Genomic DNA, 15,592 nt, shown 5'->3' with positions numbered 1-15,592 from the left:
CGCGCCCTATTCACTCACCTTCGCAGCTTATCTCCACGGCTCTGGCTAGTAGTTTAGATAAAACTCGCTGATGAGCGCACAGAACTCTGGCGAATACACCCCTTCTGATTGGCGCAAGTCTAGATGCTGATATTGAGTCTCTGCCGGTTGGCGCGATAATGTTAGCAGCATGCGGTGTAGCGGCTTACCGGGGCGATCTCTGATATCAACCTGGCAGTGAACAAACCAATCTTGTTGCACTGCAAGACGAGCAAGTTCCTCCCCCAAATCGTGGGGCAAAACCACACAAAAAATACCCTCTTTTGTGATAAGCTTCTCCGCGCAATTAAGTAAGGCGTCATGAGTCAGTGATCCGGTGTAACGTGCGGTATCACGGGCTTCATCGCGGCAAGCCACCGCCGGAGCAAAGTAAGGTGGGTTGCTGACAATCAGGTCATACTGATGAGGATGGCTTTCAGCAAACTGGTGGACATCTTGCGCGTAAATATGAACTCGCTCGGCCCAAGGTGATTGCGCTGCATTGCTGCTTGCTTGCTGTGCGGCCTCGGGTTCCAGTTCTACCCCGTCGATTTCGACCTCTGGGGCGGAGCGCTGGGCAATCATCAGGGCAATAAGCCCACTACCACAGCCAATATCCAGCACTTTGCGGGCTTTTTCTACCGGTGCCCAGGCACCCAGCAGAACACCATCAGTGCCCACTTTCATCGCACAGCGATCATGCGCCACAAAGAACTGCTTAAAAGTGAAACCACCACCACGCAACGCCGGTTTTTTTTTCAATTGTTCGCCCACATTAGTCACCAGAATCTATAACCGGCGTAGCATAGGACAATATGATTGAAGGGAAAAGACATCATTACCGCTTAAACAGGTGAAGAATTCGGCTAACCCGTCTATAATCGGCGCCCCAAGTAGAGGAAGACCATGACTGTAACCAATTTTTCCGAACTCGATCTCGATGAACGCCTGATTGACGCACTGCGCGACAAAGGCTATGAGCGCCCAACTGCCATTCAAGCTGCGGCTATTCCGCCAGCTATGGATGGGCGCGATGTATTGGGTTCGGCACCAACAGGTACGGGCAAAACTGCCGCCTTTTTGCTGCCAGCCTTGCAGCATTTGCTGGATTTCCCACGCAAAAAATCTGGCCCGCCACGTATTCTGATCCTGACGCCAACTCGTGAATTGGCGATGCAGGTTGCGGATCAGGCGCGTGAACTGGCTAAGCATACGCAACTGGATATCGCGACGATTACCGGTGGTGTGGCTTATATGAACCACGCGGAAGTCTTTAGTGAGAATCAAGATATTGTCGTGGCGACCACTGGCCGTTTACTGCAATACATCAAAGAAGAAAACTTTGACTGCCGTGCTGTAGAAACCCTGATTCTGGACGAAGCTGACCGCATGCTGGATATGGGCTTCGCACAGGATATTGAAACCATTGCAGCAGAAACTCGCTGGCGTAAGCAGACATTATTGTTCTCTGCCACGCTGGAAGGTGAAGCTATCCGTGAATTTGCCGAGCGCATTCTGAATGAGCCGGTAGAGCTGGAAGCCGACCCATCGCGCCGCGAACGCAAAAAGATTTTGCAATGGTATTACCGCGCGGACAATATTGAACACAAAACCGCCTTGCTGGTGCATCTGCTCAAGCAACCGGAAGTGCAAAAATCCATTATTTTTGTCCGTACCCGTGAAAAGGTACACCAACTGGTCAGTTGGCTACGTGAAGCCGGAATTAACGCCTGGTTCCTTGAAGGCGAGATGGTCCAGGCCAAACGTACCGAAGCCGTTATACGTTTAAGTGATGGCCGGGTTAACGTCTTGGTGGCGACCGATGTCGCGTCACGCGGTTTGGATATCGATGATATCAGCCACGTATTCAACTTTGATTTGCCGCTGACCGCTGACGTCTATCTGCACCGTATTGGTCGTACAGGCCGTGCGGGGCGTAAAGGTGTCGCTATCTCACTGGTTGAAGCGCATGACCATTTGTTGCTGGGCAAAATTGGCCGTTATCTGAAAGAGCCACTGAAGCCGCGTGTTGTTGATGAGTTACGCCCAACCAGCAAAGCACCAAGCGAAAAAACCACGGGTAAGCCGTCGAAGAAAGTTTTAGCGAAGCGCAAAGAGCTAAAAGAAACCAGTAAAGAGAAAGCAAAGGTTAAGGTTCGTCATCGTGATGCCAAGAATGTTGGCAAACGCCGCCAACCAAAGGATAAACCTGATACCAAATAGTGTTCTGATTCATTCAGTACACCAACAAGAAAAGCCGCTAATAAATAGCGGCTTTTTTATTTATCAGGCAAATTTAAAACTGTTACTGATAAATCTCCGCCAATTTTTTGCCACGAAGCCAAGCATTCAATTGCTGATATTTTTGCTGCATTTCAGCACTTTGCATATTTAATGGCGTCATTGCTAAATACTGCTGGAATGTCGCCCCCTGCTTGTTACGTAGCTCGGGATCGGCACCAGCTTTAAGTAAACGCAATGCCAAATCCGGCGCATTAGTTTTACCCGCCAGATGTAACGGTGTATCCCCCATCCGATCCGCAAGATTGGGATCAACGCCACTAACCAGCAACAAGATCAGTTGGATCTCGCGCCCAGCCATAACCGCAGCAGCCAAGGGCGTAGCTAATGTCACACTGTTGCGGGCATCTGGTCGGGTACGACTTTCCAGTAGAATTTGCATGTAATGTGCATCTTGCACACTAGCAGCAGTATGCCATGCGGTATCACCCTGCAGCCCCGGCTGGAAAGGATCTGCATTCTCTTGCAATAAAGCCGCCAGACTTTCGGGTTGCTGATTGAGAATAGCCCACTGCATCAACGTGACTGATTGCTCGCCTTGCTGTTGTAACAATGCTGGGTTTGCCAATTGATGGATCTGTTGCACATCACCATGAACAATCGCATCAGCGATCGGTATTACCGATGGATCAGTAAAAGCGGTAGTAATATCTGTCATTGCCTGCCCCTCAAAGCTTATTAATGGCATCAAAACACCGTAGATGGCGTAACGCAAATGGCGTTTTACCCTCATAACCAGTGTTGACTCAGGCATACTGCCGCTCCCAAGGTTGTTGTTCACTCATAGAACTGAGCACTTTATCAATACCATGCGCCGCCAGGCTGCGCTCGAGGTGCTTGTGTGGGAGCCAATCACTTATCCCAGAGAGCTTATCGTTATTTGCCAGTGTGATTTTATGACCGATAGCATCAGGAATGAGTGAGGTAGACTCCTGAGTTTCTGTCAGCAAGTCATATTGTTCACTGTAACGCCGCACACCGCCACTTTCAGCCGACTGCCGCGCCTGGGCTGGATCCAAGCCAAGCCGGTTTAAGGTGTGATCCGAAACTCCAGCAGCATTAAATGTCACGGCAAAAGTCCCACTGGCTAATGCCGCAGTGGTTGCCAACCCACCCCCTAGTGAGTGCCCGGTAATCACCATAGCATCACCAAATGCCATCTTGGCCGTTTTCGCCAAAGCAACCGCCTGATTATATTGCACATCTTCATAACCCGTTGCCTGTCGGATATTGCTGAGCCAATCGCGCATATCATTAGTTCCAGCAAAGGATAAAACATACTGCTGGTTATCACTGTAAATCCCCGCCTGAAAACCAGAAGCACTGTCGGATAAACTTACAGGGTCAATCCCGGCACTGAGTAATGCAGCGTCATTCAGGCGAGTAAACCCAGCAATACTGCCAGTTACTGGAGCGTAAACATCTTTAGCGAGCAATGCTAATGAATAGTCTGCTTGCTGTGATCCTTGTCCACTTGATATTGGGGGGTGGCCACTAGCCGCTGCAGCACCTTCGCTGTGGGGTAAATTAAGGCTAGCCAGCATACTGTAATAAAGTTCATTACCTGCCAAAGTGGCTGCGGCGATGTCCACTTTAGGCTTAGCTACTGCGGCGAGCGGCGGGGCATCCTCTTTCTGTACCTGTTCCGATGGTTTTACTTGGCTCATCAATCCTGCTAATGAAACAGGCCCGGCCAAACTGACAGAAACACTCATGCCAACTCCTTGTCGATAGATAATTCCAGTATTGAGTCAGGCTCAATGGCTTATTTATCGACACATCGGATGAGTTCTTAAACAAAATAGGTAAGATTTATTTATATAAATTGAAAGGTGTGATCGCAGTCTAACTTTTAGCTTAGTAAATGACAGATACAAAAAAGGGAGCCAAAGCGGCTCCCTTAACATTTTGAGACTTAATTGTTATGACAAGAATTACAGACTTTCAGTGAAAGTACGAGTAATCACATCACGTTGCTGTTCAGGTGTCAGTGAGTTGAAACGTACGGCATAGCCGGATACACGAATCGTCAACTGAGGATATTTCTCTGGATTCTTAACTGCATCTTCCAAGGTTTCACGGCGCAGAACGTTCACGTTCAAATGCTGACCACCTTCAACGCGCACAGTCGGTTGCAGTTCCAGTGGAACTTCACGATATTCGATCTGGCCTAACTCACTTGCTGGAACGATTTGATCTTCTGCGTAGCCGGATTTAGCGCAAACACAGCGCAATTCAGCTTTTTCATCATCCAACAGCCAGAAAGAGTTCAGCAAGGCTTCATTGTTAGCTTTAGTAATTTGAATACCAGTAATCATTTGGTGCCTCCATAATACGGCTATAAATTCCAAGGAGAAAAACTATCTTGGTTATTTGGTAAAACCATTGTTGTCTTATTGTTCTATATACCAGTCACACTGCCGCGATTCTTTGATTTAAATCAATCTTTTCACCACCACGGCAATCACCTCACTGGCAAATTTATGTTTTATATCAATTTTATCAATCTGTCTTATAGCAATTATTTTTGTAAATTTTCAACATTTTTTACATGAAGTGGTCAAAAAAACATCATCAGAGTCACAGAGTCAGGTTTAACAGTTTCACTCGCCGGATTGAACCGGTAAGCTAACGCACATCAATACTTTACAGAAACAAGGAGAGTGATTATGCCCGCCTCCCTTAGCTGGCACGATGTCATCGGCCAGGAAAAAGAACAGCCATACTTTAAAGATACGCTGGCCTATGTAGCCGCAGAACGCAGTGCTGGCAAAATCATCTATCCGGCACAAAAGGATGTCTTTAATGCATTTCGCCTGACTGAATTAGATCAGGTAAAAGTGGTTATTTTGGGTCAAGACCCATACCACGGCCCTAACCAAGCCCACGGACTATCATTTTCCGTATTACCCGGAGTACCCGCGCCGCCCTCTTTGGTGAATATGTACAAAGAGTTAGCGACCGACATTCCCGGCTTCCAGCGCCCCAACCATGGCTTTTTACAAAGCTGGGCCGAGCAAGGGGTGTTGCTGTTGAATACGGTGCTTACGGTTGAAGCGGGTAACGCGCATTCTCACGCCAATCTTGGCTGGGAGACCTTCACCGATAAAGTTATTGCGGCGCTGAATGAGCATCGTGATGGTGTGATTTTTATGCTGTGGGGGGCTCATGCCCAGAAAAAAGGCCGCATCATTGATGCCCAGCGCCATTTTATTTTGAAAGCTCCACATCCGTCACCACTGTCCGCACACCGCGGTTTTCTTGGCTGTAAGCACTTTTCACAAGCTAACCACCTATTACAACAGCAAGGTTTGCCGCCGATTGACTGGCAACCTAAGCTGCCGGCGTCAGAATAAAGCGCCGTTTACTCAAAAAAATAGATAAAAAAAGGCACCACAAAGGTGCCTTTTTACTGTCAGGACACCTTAAGCTTTCGCTTTAGATACCGCAACCATTGCTGGGCGTAATAGACGACCATTCAATGTATAGCCTTTCTGCATAACCATCATGACCTGATTTGGCTCATGATCAGCAGATTCAAGCATTGTCATCGCCTGATGAACTTCGGGATTAAACGGCACATTAGTGTCACCAACCACCTCAATACCATATTTACCGACTGCATCAAGCAATGATTTTAGGGTCAGCTCGACACCTTCAATCATCGACGTCAACTCAGCATTGCTCTTATCGGCTGTATCCAGCGCACGCTCTAAGTTGTCGATCACTGGCAATAATTCAGCTGAGAATCGTTCCAAAGCAAACTTATGCGCTTTTTCTATATCCAATTCAGTACGACGACGGATATTCTCAACTTCAGCCTTGGCGCGTAGCAAGCTTTCGCGCTCACGCTGTATGGCTGCAGCCAACTGCGCTTCAAGCTCGGCAACACGCGGTTCTACACCTTCACCCGTCTCTTGTGTTGCTTCCACTTGCTGCTCTGCTGCATTTTCCATTTCTTCCGAGACTTGCTCGTTTGGTGTTTTCTGTTCTTTACTACTCATGGATATCTCCGCGTTTTAGCATTAATCTCGCTACTTGGCTTATTATGGGGATCAAAACCGGGGATTCAAGGGAACCGGTCATAATGTGGGGTAAAAGATGCCCCAGTGAGGAAAATCACGGCAATGAATAATAAAAGATTCAATTGTATTGGTATTGTCGGTCACCCACGGCACCCGGCCGCACTTGCCACCCATGAAATGCTCTACCACTGGCTAAATGCCAGAGGCTATGACGTCATGGTCGAACAACAGATTGCCAAAGATCTCAATTTAACCGACGCCGTTACCGGTAGTTTGGCTGATATCGGCCAAAAAGCCGATTTAGCTGTGGTGGTCGGCGGCGATGGCAATATGCTCGGTGCCGCTCGGGTACTTGCCCGTTATGATATCAAAGTCATTGGTGTCAACCGAGGCAATCTCGGCTTTTTGACCGATTTAGACCCGGATAATGCTCAGCAACAACTTTCGGACGTGCTGGAGGGCGAATACCTTAGCGAGCAACGTTTTTTGCTGGAAGCCCAAGTGACACGAACCCATCAGCAAAGTCGTATCAGCACAGCAATCAATGAAGTTGTTTTGCACCCTGGCAAAGTAGCCCATATGATTGAATTCGAAGTGTATATTGATGACCGTTTCGCATTCTCACAACGTTCCGATGGCCTGATCATCGCCACTCCTACCGGTTCTACCGCTTATTCACTTTCCGCGGGTGGCCCAATTTTAACACCAACATTGGATGCCATCGTCTTGGTTCCCATGTTCCCTCATACGCTGACTGCTCGCCCACTGGTTATTAATAGTAGCAGCACCATCCGCTTAAAGTTTTCTCAAATTACCAGCGACCTGGAAATCAGCTGTGACAGCCAAATAGCCCTGCCAATTCAGGAAGGGGAAGAGGTTTTAATCCGCCGCAGTGATTTTCACCTAAATCTTATTCACCCTAAGGACTACAGCTATTTCAATACGTTAAGTACAAAATTGGGTTGGTCAAAAAAATTATTCTAAAAAGTGACTTAGGGACTTTACTGTATATAAAACCAGTCTATACTGTATTCAAATACAGCCATGTGTTTATGTACAGGAGATTTACCATGCTGGCCCAATTAACTATCAGTAATTTTGCTATTGTGCGTGAGTTAGAAATTGATTTTCAACCCGGAATGACGGCAATTACTGGTGAAACGGGGGCGGGTAAATCCATCGCTATAGATGCATTGGGGTTGTGTCTTGGCAGCCGATCAGATGGCAGTATGGTTCGTTTAGGAGCAACTCGTGCCGATATCTGCGCGCGCTTCTCACTGGCAGACACTCCATCAGCTCGCCAGTGGTTAGAAAATAATCATCTTGACGACAGCAATGAATGCCTGCTGCGGCGCGCTATTGGCACCGATGGCCGCTCAAGAGGATTTATTAATGGAACCGCCGTTCCTCTGTCCCAATTACGAGAGCTGGGCCAGCATCTGATTCAAATTCACGGCCAACATGCCCACCAGTTATTGCTAAGACCCGACCATCAGAAGCAACTGTTAGATGCCTATGCAGACCAATCTACTTTGCTCGCTGAAATGAAAGCTGCCTATCAAATCTGGCATCAAAGCTGCCGCGCGCTAGCACTGCATCAGCAACAGTCACTGGAGCGTAATGCTCGCCGTGAACTCCTACAATATCAGTTGAAAGAGCTCAATTCATTTGCCCCACAAGCTGGGGAATATGAACAAATTGATGTTGAGTATAAGCGCCTGGCAAACAGCGGGCAGTTGTTGTCACTCAGCCAACAGGCATTGCAGCTACTATCAGACGATGAGCAGAATAATATTCTCAGTCAACTTTACTCAGCCAAACATCAATTAACTGAACTGGCGGGAATGGACGAGCAATTTAACAATCTGCTGAATATGCTGGAAGAGGCTTCCATCCAAATCAGTGAGGCTAGTGATGAATTGCGCCACTATGCTGAACAATTTGATATGGACCCTAATCGTCTGTTTGAATTGGAACAGCGGTTATCTCGCCAACTAAACTTGGCCCGCAAACATCATGTTGCGCCGGAAGAGCTACCACAGTTCCACCAACAACTGCTGGATGAGCAAGAACAACTCTCACAGCAAGAAAATGATCATGAGCAACTCAGCCATGCGGTCAATACTCACTATCAGCATGGATTAGCCATAGCTAAACGGCTGCATGAAGAACGTCAACATTATGCTAATGAATTGGCGGCACTGATTACCGAAAGCATGCATGAGCTGTCTATGCCACACGGTAAATTTACAATAGAAACTCAATTTGAACCTGAGCACCTCAGTGCTGAAGGGGCAACTCGCATTGAATTCTGTGTGACGACCAACCCGGGTCAGCCATTGCAACCGCTAGCTAAAGTGGCCTCAGGTGGTGAGCTTTCTCGCATCGCATTGGCTATTCAGGTCATTACAGCGCGTAAAATGGACACTCCTGCACTTATCTTTGATGAAGTTGATGTGGGTATCAGTGGACCAACGGCAGCCATAGTGGGCCGCCTATTGCGCCAGCTAGGTGAATCAACTCAAGTTATGTGTGTGACTCACCTTCCACAAGTTGCAGGTTGCGGTCATCAACATTTCTTTGTGAGTAAACAAACTGATGGCACTGAAACCGAAACACATATGCATCGACTGGATAAAAAAGCCCGCTTGCAAGAGTTGGCGCGCCTTCTGGGCGGTAGTGAAGTGACGAAAAACACCTTGGCAAATGCAAAAGAATTGCTCGCAGCGTAGAAAAGATTAACTTTTTTCCTTTCCAGAGGTCATACAGGTGCCCTGTAAAGGTTTCCAACTGCTGCAAGGTCTATTATCATCGTCATCCTACGCCCTAAAGGAATGTGATTACTATGCGCTGTAAAATGCTGACTGCCGCCGCTGTGATGCTTGCAATGCTTACTGCGGGTTGTTCAACGCTGGAGAAGGTGGTCTACCGGCCTGATATTAATCAGGGTAACTATTTATCACCTAATGACGCGTCCAAAATTCATAAGGGTATGACTCAGCAACAAGTGGCATATACCTTAGGCACCCCAATGTTACAGGACCCGTTTGGTACAAAAACCTGGTTCTATGTATTCCGCCAGCAACCTGGCCACGAGAAAGTCACCCAACAAACACTAACGTTGACCTTCGATAGCAGTGGTGTGCTGACTGATATCAAAAATGATCCAACATTAGCAGGAAGTTAATTTATCCGAAGATTGCAGAGCAGATTGAGGAAATGAATGTTAATGATGGTTTTAGGCGCTAAGTCTATTACTGTTTATATCGCCACGTGATGGCGCTCATTTTTCTTCAATAGCAGTCCAGGGCTACAACAAAAAATAAGGCGCAGATTGTGCCTTATTTTTTTGCTTGTTCAGCGCGCTGCCGACGCAATTCCTTGGGATCTGCAATTAATGGACGGTATATTTCAACGCGATCACCATCATTAACTTTATCTCCAAGCTTTACCGGACGGCTGTAAACACCCACTTTATTCTTTGTCAGATCAATATCTGACCGCAATTCAAGCAAACCAGATGCATTGATAGCATCCTCAACTGTACTTCCCGCAGCAAGGGAAACCGTGCGCAAGTATTGGCGTTCAGGTAAGGCATAAACTACCTCAACGCGAATATCAGGCACTGTAAACCTCTTTAGCTCGCTGGGTGAACGCTTGCACCATATTCCCAGCTAATTCTTTGAAGATCTTACCAAAAGCTAACTCAATCAGCTTATTGGTAAATTCAAAATCGAGGTGCAACTCAACTTTACAGGCATCTGCACTCAATGGGGTAAAGTGCCATCCCCCCATCAATTTACGAAACGGCCCATCAACCAGTTGCATATCAATACTCTGGTTATCAGTTAATGTATTGCGTGTTGTGAACGTTTTACTGATCCCGGCCTTAGCAACATCGACGGCGGCCGTCATTTCATTTTCAGTGGCATCAAGAACCCGGCTTCCGGTACAACCAGGTAAAAATTCTGGGTAAGAGCGAACATCATTAACCAGTTGATACATCTGTTCTACGCTAAATGGGACCAACGCAGAGCGGCTAATCTGTGGCATAACATTTCCTGTGAGACATAAAACGCACTGATAATACCATTTATCCACCGCCATACAAAAAATCTGCTAGGCATTCCATGCAACAAATGAGACAAAATGCACTGGCATCCTGCGGTAAAGGATTTCATTCGCCCGCGCATACAGTATAATGATCAACACTATGACAAAGAAAAAAGCATACAAACCCGGTTCCGCAACCATTGCGCAAAATAAACGTGCCCGCCATGAATACTTCATTGAAGAGGAATTCGAAGCGGGTCTTGCATTGCAAGGTTGGGAAGTAAAATCACTGCGTGCGGGCAAAGCTAACATCAGTGACAGCTATGTTATGTTTAAAAACGGTGAGGCATTCTTGTTTGGTGCCACTATTACGCCGTTGAACGTGGCGTCGACTCATGTTGTCTGCGAGCCAATGCGTACTCGTAAACTGCTACTAAACAAGCGCGAATTGGACTCCCTGTTTGGGCGGGTCAATCGTGAAGGTTATACTGTGGTCGCACTCTCCATGTATTGGAAAAATGCATGGACGAAGATTAAAATCGGTGTGGCCAAAGGTAAGAAAGACAACGACAAACGCGATGATATTCGTGATCGCGAGTGGAAGTTGGACAAAGCGCGCATCATGAAGCACGCAAATCGTTAAGTCACTGGCTTAGCAGGACATAGTTCTGTTATACTAGCGAAGTTCTTTGGGGGCTGATTCTGGATTCGACGGGATTCGCGAAACCCAAGGTGCATGCCGAGGTGCGGTGGCCTCGTAAAAAACCGCAAAAAAATAGTCGCAAACGACGAAAACTACGCACTAGCAGCTTAATACCCTGCTTAGAGCCCTCTCTCCCTAGCCTCCGCTCTTAGGACGGGGATCAAGAGAGGTCAAACCTAAAAGAGCTCGTGTGGAAACCTTGCCTGGGGTGGAAGCATTAAAACTAATCAGGATAGTTTGTCAGTAGCGTGTCCATCCGCAGCTGGCCGGCGAATGTAATGATTGGACTAAGCATGTAGTGCCGACGGTGTAGTAATTTCGGACGGGGGTTCAAATCCCCCCAGCTCCACCAAATGTTAAACCGGTTATTACCAGATAAGTCCGGTTAGAGTACAAAAAGCCCGCATCCATCCTAGGTCGCGGGCTTTTTTGTGTCTGTAGTAGTCCGAGCAAGTTGGTTTAGTCGCTATGTAATAAGAAAAGTAATCCAAGCTTAAGAGACATGATTATTCTATAGAAAAGGCCTCTTAAAAGAGGCCCAGAAATTAGGAGATTGCGTCTAATTTATCTATCGTCGGCTAATCAAATATAAATATCTATATTTGATTCCTTTACTTTGTTCTTATCTGTTTTATCGACCATATTGCTGCTCTCTGCTTCCTCTTGCTGTGCCTGACGGCGCAGTAATTCCGCTAATTGCTGCTGTAGCATCGTTAATTGTGTCTGGATGCTTTTCCGCTGGTCTTCAGACATGTTGATGCTATCTTTGAGTTTTTGGGTCACCTCAACGATTTTTGCCATGACATCTTTTATCTGAGATGCCAGAGAGTTACCTGCACTTGCTGTATTTTTACTGCCATTTGTTGCAGCGGCCGATGTTGGCAAGCTTGCATTTATAACCATTGGACCAATCCTTATCACAACGTTAAGTACGCACCATGGTTATCGGCATCAGCAGACATGACATTAATAATGTGGCTGATATTTACTATTTCAGTTGGCGGATGACCCAACCCAAATCAACAATCTAAATACGTTCCCAATCTATAGCCGCGCTGTTCAATAGTCTGTTTTAACGTCGGCGAGGTGAGAATATCTAATTCGGTTAGTCGTGGGTAACAATAGCCACTGGTCATTAGGATTTTATCGACAAACGCCGGATGACACATAACTTCAAGTGAATTAATCCCCTGTTGGTCTGCGTGATCCAGTAGTTGTAAAAATGACGGCTCCGAGAGTTGCTCACCATAAAAACCGGCATCAAACCATTCGGTGCTGAGCGGCTTATTGAGCAAAATCCCCTGCTGTTGTGCTTCGTTGCGGTCAATGCGCAGCGCAACCCCTTTCTCGCGGGCGAAAGACTCAATCAGCGGATAAATCTGCGGCAACATATGAACATGGTGATGGCTGTCGATATGGGTGGGCAAACGGCCAAACACAGCAACAAATTTATCAAACTGCGCCGCCAATTCTTGAGCTATTTCATTTAAATTCAGCTCCCCAGCCTCGGCACGCTGCCACAGCCATTTACCCAATTCCCCGTTGGCATCAACCAAAGAGGGCATGGCCGTTAATGGCTTGCCATAGGTCAGAACAAAATGCATTCCTACCGGTAAGTCAGGATTTTGTTTGCTGAGTTCTGCCGCATGATAAATAGCCGCGCAATTCATCATTGCTGTGGTCGAGGAGACAATACCATTGCGGAATGCTTCAATAATGCCAAAACTTTGGCCTTTGCATAAACCAAAATCGTCAGCATTAACAATAAGTAACTTTTCCATCGAGGATGCCTTATAAGCCTATTCCGGCAGAGAATATTCAGCCAGAACTAATCGGATAATCCCTCTCTGACACAGTTGAATTTCTTGCGGTAATTCCCAGGTGTGAAAGAGGTCAGTTTTTTGAAGTTTTTGATAAATAAGGTGGTATCGCTGTACCCTGCTTCAAAGGCAATGTCGGAAACAAAATAGTTCGTCATTTCAAGCTGGGTTTTAGCAAAGTTGATTCTGATTGCATTGATAATCTGCATCGGGGTTTTTTGGTAATAACGCCGGGTCGCACGGGTTAGATACTCTTGAGTTTTACCGGACAGCTCAATCATATTCACCAGCGCTTTCTCACCAAACATCGACTTATCATGCATTTTGTCGATGCTATTTTTCAGCCACTGTGGAATATCGTCGTTGACGTCACTCTCTTTGTAATGGCTGATGCGGTTAGTGACATAAAATGTCAGCAGCTCAACCAACTCAGCAAGTTCATCTTCCCTAAAGTGCGGTGCAGAAATAGCCGATTCAATATAAGAGAGAAAATCACCTTTTAGGCGATAAGCTTGCGAGGCGACAATAGGCCTTGAGAGCAGATGGGAAAAGTGCTCTTCAAAGAAGCTCTTTCTGATCCCAACGTTTAAAATTCGTGTCGCACCAAAGTCATAGAAACTTTTATGATGAGAACCCATAGGAATAAAAACGAAATCGCCGCGTTCTAAAAACACCCGTTTACCGTTAATTTCCTGATAGCACATACCGGTTAATATCAGGGTATATTCATAATAGTCATGCTGATGTAACCCGGTCGCACTCTCCGTTTTGTTATAAATAAACAGATGGAACTCTTTTCCGTTAAAAAAGTCTTTTTCACGTACTAATCTGACTTCCATCTTATTTACCTTCACTCATTTAAAACAACGAATATTAATGCTGGGGAATCAGTCTATCTTCTGGTGCAATTCGATCAACTCGGCAATTAACTCTCGGGCTAACATTGCGTTCATTAAATGATCCTGCGCATGGACCAAAACTAAAGTGACTCTGGTTTTGCCCTCGCCTTGGTCTGCTTCAATAAGCTTAGTTTGAACCAGATGCGCCTCATTCAGTGCCAGGCGTGATTGTGCCATCAGCTCACTGGCTTGGACAAAGTCGCCCGTTTTGGCATGCTTTAATGCTTTGTAAGCCAAGCTTCGTGCTTGCCCGGCATTAATGATCAGCCCCATAACCACATCTTCCAGCTCATCAGTCGGCTGCACATCATCAACGATTTTATCTAAATCAAACATACTATTGCTCCAATTAATTAAAGCCTTTTTGCCTTGCGACATCCGCAAACCAATAGCCACTTTTCTTTATCACTCGCGACTGATCCGCAATATTCAACCGGACTAATCCATAACGATTTTTATAAGCATTGAGCCAAGACCAGCAATCAATAAAGGTCCACAGATGATAGCCTTTGCAGTTACTGCCCTCTTGCAATGCCTGATGTAACCATTGCAGGTGGTCGCGAATAAATTCAATGCGGTAATCATCGTCAACTCGGCCAGATGGGGTGAGAAATTGCTCTTCCCCCTCAACACCCATGCCATTCTCGGAGATATAACAGGGGATATTGCCATAATTCTGTTTCAGATTGATCAGGATGTCATACAGCCCTTTCTCATAGATTTCCCAGCCGCGGTGGGGGTTAATTTTCCGCCCGGGCATTGAGTAGAAACTAAATAAATCTTCTGGTGTTTTTACCTGATCCCGCGGGGTTGGAATATCTTGCGCCTGAACCCTTCTTGGTTGGTAATAGTTAACCCCTAATAAGTCGATGACGCCAGCGGCAATAAGTTGGCAATCAGCGGATTCAATCTGTGGGAGCAAGTCATGCTCGCGCAGTAGCGCGATAAGCTCCTCGGGATAAACACCTTTAGTCACCGGGTCGAGGAAACTGCGATTAAGCAGTAAATCTGCATAGTTGGCGGCAACCAAGTCTGGTTCACTGTCGGAACGAGGGTATGTGGGAGTAAGGTTCAAAATGATACCAATCTCACCACCTTGCTTCAGTTCCCGGTAGTTTTCCACCGCTTTGGCATGCGCCAGTAGCGTGTGATAGGCCACAGTTACGGCCCGTTTAAAATCAACCACACAAGGGTAATGTAGGTCATTGAGATAACCCGCTTCAACCGGCACAATCGGCTCATTGAAGGTAAACCAGTGTTTTACCCGATCACCAAACAGAGTAAAACAGATTTTGGCATAGCGTGCATAAGCATCAACTACTGCGCGACTTTCCCAGCCTCCCTTCTCTTGCATGCACAGTGGCATATCAAAATGGTAGAGGTTGATAAAGGGCGTGATGCCCTGCGCCAATAAGGAATCAATTACCGCGTTATAGAAGGTGACGGCTTTAGGGTTAAGCTCGCCGTCACCGTTCGGGATCAGCCTCGACCATGAAATCGATGTCCTGAAAGTATTATGTCCCAGCTGTTTTAACAACAGGATATCCTGCTGATAATTATCGTAAAAGCTGGAGGTGTTTTCCGGGCCAATCTGGTCATGAAAACGTTCTGGTGCAATGTCATACCAATAATCGAAGATATTCTTGCTCTTGCCATCCTGCAATGACGCCCCTTCAGATTGGGTTGCAGAAGTGGCACTACCCCACCAGAAATCATCGGGAAATTGATATTTCATTCCAGCCTCCAGCCTTGTACATTCAATAGGGTTACTGA

18 protein-coding genes and 1 other RNA gene are annotated in these 15,592 nt (G+C 46.5%); 7 read left to right on the top strand and 12 right to left on the bottom strand.

The window, feature by feature from the left end:
- Positions 1-45: 45 nt before the first annotated feature.
- Positions 46-792: a tRNA(1)(Val) (adenine(37)-N(6))-methyltransferase TrmN gene (gene trmN, locus N0H69_RS08515; RefSeq protein WP_050122999.1), complete on the bottom strand. Its 747-nt coding sequence runs from the start codon at positions 790-792 to the stop codon at positions 46-48.
- 132 nt (positions 793-924) lie between these two features.
- Here trmN and srmB point away from each other — a divergent pair, with 132 nt between their 5' ends.
- A complete protein-coding gene (gene srmB / locus N0H69_RS08510) occupies positions 925-2,241 on the top strand; it encodes an ATP-dependent RNA helicase SrmB (protein WP_050108146.1) in 1,317 nt (438 codons plus the stop codon).
- Positions 2,242-2,323: 82 nt separating this feature from the next.
- Here srmB and N0H69_RS08505 read toward each other — a convergent pair whose 3' ends face one another.
- The 3 genes from N0H69_RS08505 to grcA all read right to left on the bottom strand — a co-directional run bounded on the left by N0H69_RS08505 (position 2,324) and on the right by grcA (position 4,637).
- Entirely contained in the window at positions 2,324-2,977 is a 654-nt protein-coding gene (locus tag N0H69_RS08505) for an ankyrin repeat domain-containing protein (protein WP_050135141.1), read from the bottom strand.
- Between the two features lie 88 nt (positions 2,978-3,065).
- Entirely contained in the window at positions 3,066-4,034 is a 969-nt protein-coding gene (locus N0H69_RS08500; protein WP_050151778.1) for a Tle-like phospholipase domain-containing protein, read from the bottom strand.
- Positions 4,035-4,253: 219 nt separating this feature from the next.
- A complete protein-coding gene (gene grcA / locus N0H69_RS08495; protein ID WP_004703984.1) occupies positions 4,254-4,637 on the bottom strand; it encodes an autonomous glycyl radical cofactor GrcA in 384 nt (127 codons plus the stop codon).
- 351 nt (positions 4,638-4,988) lie between these two features.
- Here grcA and ung point away from each other — a divergent pair, with 351 nt between their 5' ends.
- Positions 4,989-5,675 carry a uracil-DNA glycosylase gene (gene ung / locus N0H69_RS08490; RefSeq protein WP_050108152.1) on the top strand — a complete coding sequence of 229 codons (687 nt, stop codon included), beginning with the start codon at positions 4,989-4,991 and terminating at the stop codon, positions 5,673-5,675.
- Positions 5,676-5,744: 69 nt separating this feature from the next.
- Here ung and grpE read toward each other — a convergent pair whose 3' ends face one another.
- Positions 5,745-6,323 (bottom strand): nucleotide exchange factor GrpE, encoded by a 579-nt coding sequence (grpE, locus tag N0H69_RS08485; RefSeq protein ID WP_050108155.1) that lies wholly within the window; start codon positions 6,321-6,323, stop codon positions 5,745-5,747.
- A 123-nt stretch (positions 6,324-6,446) separates the two neighbouring features.
- Between grpE and nadK the strand changes: the two genes are divergently transcribed.
- The 3 genes from nadK to bamE all read left to right on the top strand — a co-directional run bounded on the left by nadK (position 6,447) and on the right by bamE (position 9,531).
- Positions 6,447-7,328 carry an NAD(+) kinase gene (gene nadK / locus N0H69_RS08480; RefSeq protein WP_050108158.1) on the top strand — a complete coding sequence of 294 codons (882 nt, stop codon included), beginning with the start codon at positions 6,447-6,449 and terminating at the stop codon, positions 7,326-7,328.
- Between the two features lie 86 nt (positions 7,329-7,414).
- Positions 7,415-9,076 (top strand): DNA repair protein RecN, encoded by a 1,662-nt coding sequence (recN, locus tag N0H69_RS08475; RefSeq protein ID WP_050151777.1) that lies wholly within the window; start codon positions 7,415-7,417, stop codon positions 9,074-9,076.
- Between the two features lie 113 nt (positions 9,077-9,189).
- On the top strand, positions 9,190-9,531 hold the full coding sequence (gene bamE, locus N0H69_RS08470; protein WP_050108164.1) for an outer membrane protein assembly factor BamE: 342 nt from the start codon (positions 9,190-9,192) through the stop codon (positions 9,529-9,531).
- 154 nt (positions 9,532-9,685) lie between these two features.
- Here the strand turns inward: bamE and N0H69_RS08465 are convergent, their stop codons facing one another.
- Entirely contained in the window at positions 9,686-9,970 is a 285-nt protein-coding gene (locus N0H69_RS08465) for an RnfH family protein (protein ID WP_050108167.1), read from the bottom strand.
- Positions 9,963-10,397 carry a type II toxin-antitoxin system RatA family toxin gene (locus N0H69_RS08460; RefSeq protein ID WP_032910744.1) on the bottom strand — a complete coding sequence of 145 codons (435 nt, stop codon included), beginning with the start codon at positions 10,395-10,397 and terminating at the stop codon, positions 9,963-9,965. Before N0H69_RS08460 ends, N0H69_RS08465 begins: the two co-directional genes overlap by 8 nt.
- A gap of 160 nt (positions 10,398-10,557) precedes the next feature.
- Here N0H69_RS08460 and smpB point away from each other — a divergent pair, with 160 nt between their 5' ends.
- Positions 10,558-11,040 (top strand): SsrA-binding protein SmpB, encoded by a 483-nt coding sequence (gene smpB / locus N0H69_RS08455; protein ID WP_032910756.1) that lies wholly within the window; start codon positions 10,558-10,560, stop codon positions 11,038-11,040.
- Positions 11,041-11,089: 49 nt separating this feature from the next.
- Positions 11,090-11,452, top strand: a transfer-messenger RNA (tmRNA) gene (ssrA, locus tag N0H69_RS08450).
- Between the two features lie 230 nt (positions 11,453-11,682).
- On the opposite strand, the gene N0H69_RS08445 is transcribed toward ssrA, so the two are convergent.
- The 5 genes from N0H69_RS08445 to gmuD form a co-directional block, all read right to left on the bottom strand.
- The gene (locus tag N0H69_RS08445) at positions 11,683-12,003 is read right to left on the bottom strand and encodes a FlxA-like family protein (RefSeq protein WP_050151776.1); all 321 of its coding nucleotides are present in this window, start codon (positions 12,001-12,003) and stop codon (positions 11,683-11,685) included.
- 116 nt (positions 12,004-12,119) lie between these two features.
- The gene (gene chbG / locus N0H69_RS08440) at positions 12,120-12,881 is read right to left on the bottom strand and encodes a chitin disaccharide deacetylase (protein WP_050151775.1); all 762 of its coding nucleotides are present in this window, start codon (positions 12,879-12,881) and stop codon (positions 12,120-12,122) included.
- Between the two features lie 47 nt (positions 12,882-12,928).
- Positions 12,929-13,759, bottom strand: coding sequence for a transcriptional regulator ChbR (gene chbR / locus N0H69_RS08435; RefSeq protein WP_050123005.1), 831 nt, complete (start codon positions 13,757-13,759; stop codon positions 12,929-12,931).
- Between the two features lie 48 nt (positions 13,760-13,807).
- Positions 13,808-14,155, bottom strand: coding sequence for a PTS N,N'-diacetylchitobiose transporter subunit IIA (chbA, locus tag N0H69_RS08430; protein ID WP_050108229.1), 348 nt, complete (start codon positions 14,153-14,155; stop codon positions 13,808-13,810).
- A 13-nt stretch (positions 14,156-14,168) separates the two neighbouring features.
- Entirely contained in the window at positions 14,169-15,554 is a 1,386-nt protein-coding gene (gene gmuD, locus N0H69_RS08425) for a 6-phospho-beta-glucosidase GmuD (protein ID WP_050123006.1), read from the bottom strand.
- Between the last annotated feature and the right edge of the window lie 38 nt (positions 15,555-15,592).

This window comes from Yersinia alsatica (genome assembly GCF_025133195.1).
GTDB classification, from domain to species: Bacteria; Pseudomonadota; Gammaproteobacteria; order Enterobacterales; family Enterobacteriaceae; genus Yersinia; species Yersinia alsatica.
The sequence above is the reverse complement of the archived record's forward strand: the minus strand, read 5'-3'. Positions and strand labels throughout refer to the sequence as shown.

Excerpts from the sequence above, each read along its gene's own strand:
- srmB (WP_050108146.1), top strand. The coding sequence starts at position 925 with ATGACTGTAACCAATTTTTCCGAACTCGATCTCGATGAACGCCTGATT.
- N0H69_RS08505 (WP_050135141.1), bottom strand. The coding sequence starts at position 2,977 with ATGACAGATATTACTACCGCTTTTACTGATCCATCGGTAATACCGATC.
- N0H69_RS08500 (WP_050151778.1), bottom strand. The coding sequence starts at position 4,034 with ATGAGTGTTTCTGTCAGTTTGGCCGGGCCTGTTTCATTAGCAGGATTG.
- grcA (WP_004703984.1), bottom strand. The coding sequence starts at position 4,637 with ATGATTACTGGTATTCAAATTACTAAAGCTAACAATGAAGCCTTGCTG.
- ung (WP_050108152.1), top strand. The coding sequence starts at position 4,989 with ATGCCCGCCTCCCTTAGCTGGCACGATGTCATCGGCCAGGAAAAAGAA.
- grpE (WP_050108155.1), bottom strand. The coding sequence starts at position 6,323 with ATGAGTAGTAAAGAACAGAAAACACCAAACGAGCAAGTCTCGGAAGAA.
- nadK (WP_050108158.1), top strand. The coding sequence starts at position 6,447 with ATGAATAATAAAAGATTCAATTGTATTGGTATTGTCGGTCACCCACGG.
- recN (WP_050151777.1), top strand. The coding sequence starts at position 7,415 with ATGCTGGCCCAATTAACTATCAGTAATTTTGCTATTGTGCGTGAGTTA.
- bamE (WP_050108164.1), top strand. The coding sequence starts at position 9,190 with ATGCGCTGTAAAATGCTGACTGCCGCCGCTGTGATGCTTGCAATGCTT.
- N0H69_RS08460 (WP_032910744.1), bottom strand. The coding sequence starts at position 10,397 with ATGCCACAGATTAGCCGCTCTGCGTTGGTCCCATTTAGCGTAGAACAG.
- smpB (WP_032910756.1), top strand. The coding sequence starts at position 10,558 with ATGACAAAGAAAAAAGCATACAAACCCGGTTCCGCAACCATTGCGCAA.
- N0H69_RS08445 (WP_050151776.1), bottom strand. The coding sequence starts at position 12,003 with ATGGTTATAAATGCAAGCTTGCCAACATCGGCCGCTGCAACAAATGGC.
- chbG (WP_050151775.1), bottom strand. The coding sequence starts at position 12,881 with ATGGAAAAGTTACTTATTGTTAATGCTGACGATTTTGGTTTATGCAAA.
- chbR (WP_050123005.1), bottom strand. The coding sequence starts at position 13,759 with ATGGAAGTCAGATTAGTACGTGAAAAAGACTTTTTTAACGGAAAAGAG.
- chbA (WP_050108229.1), bottom strand. The coding sequence starts at position 14,155 with ATGTTTGATTTAGATAAAATCGTTGATGATGTGCAGCCGACTGATGAG.
- gmuD (WP_050123006.1), bottom strand. The coding sequence starts at position 15,554 with ATGAAATATCAATTTCCCGATGATTTCTGGTGGGGTAGTGCCACTTCT.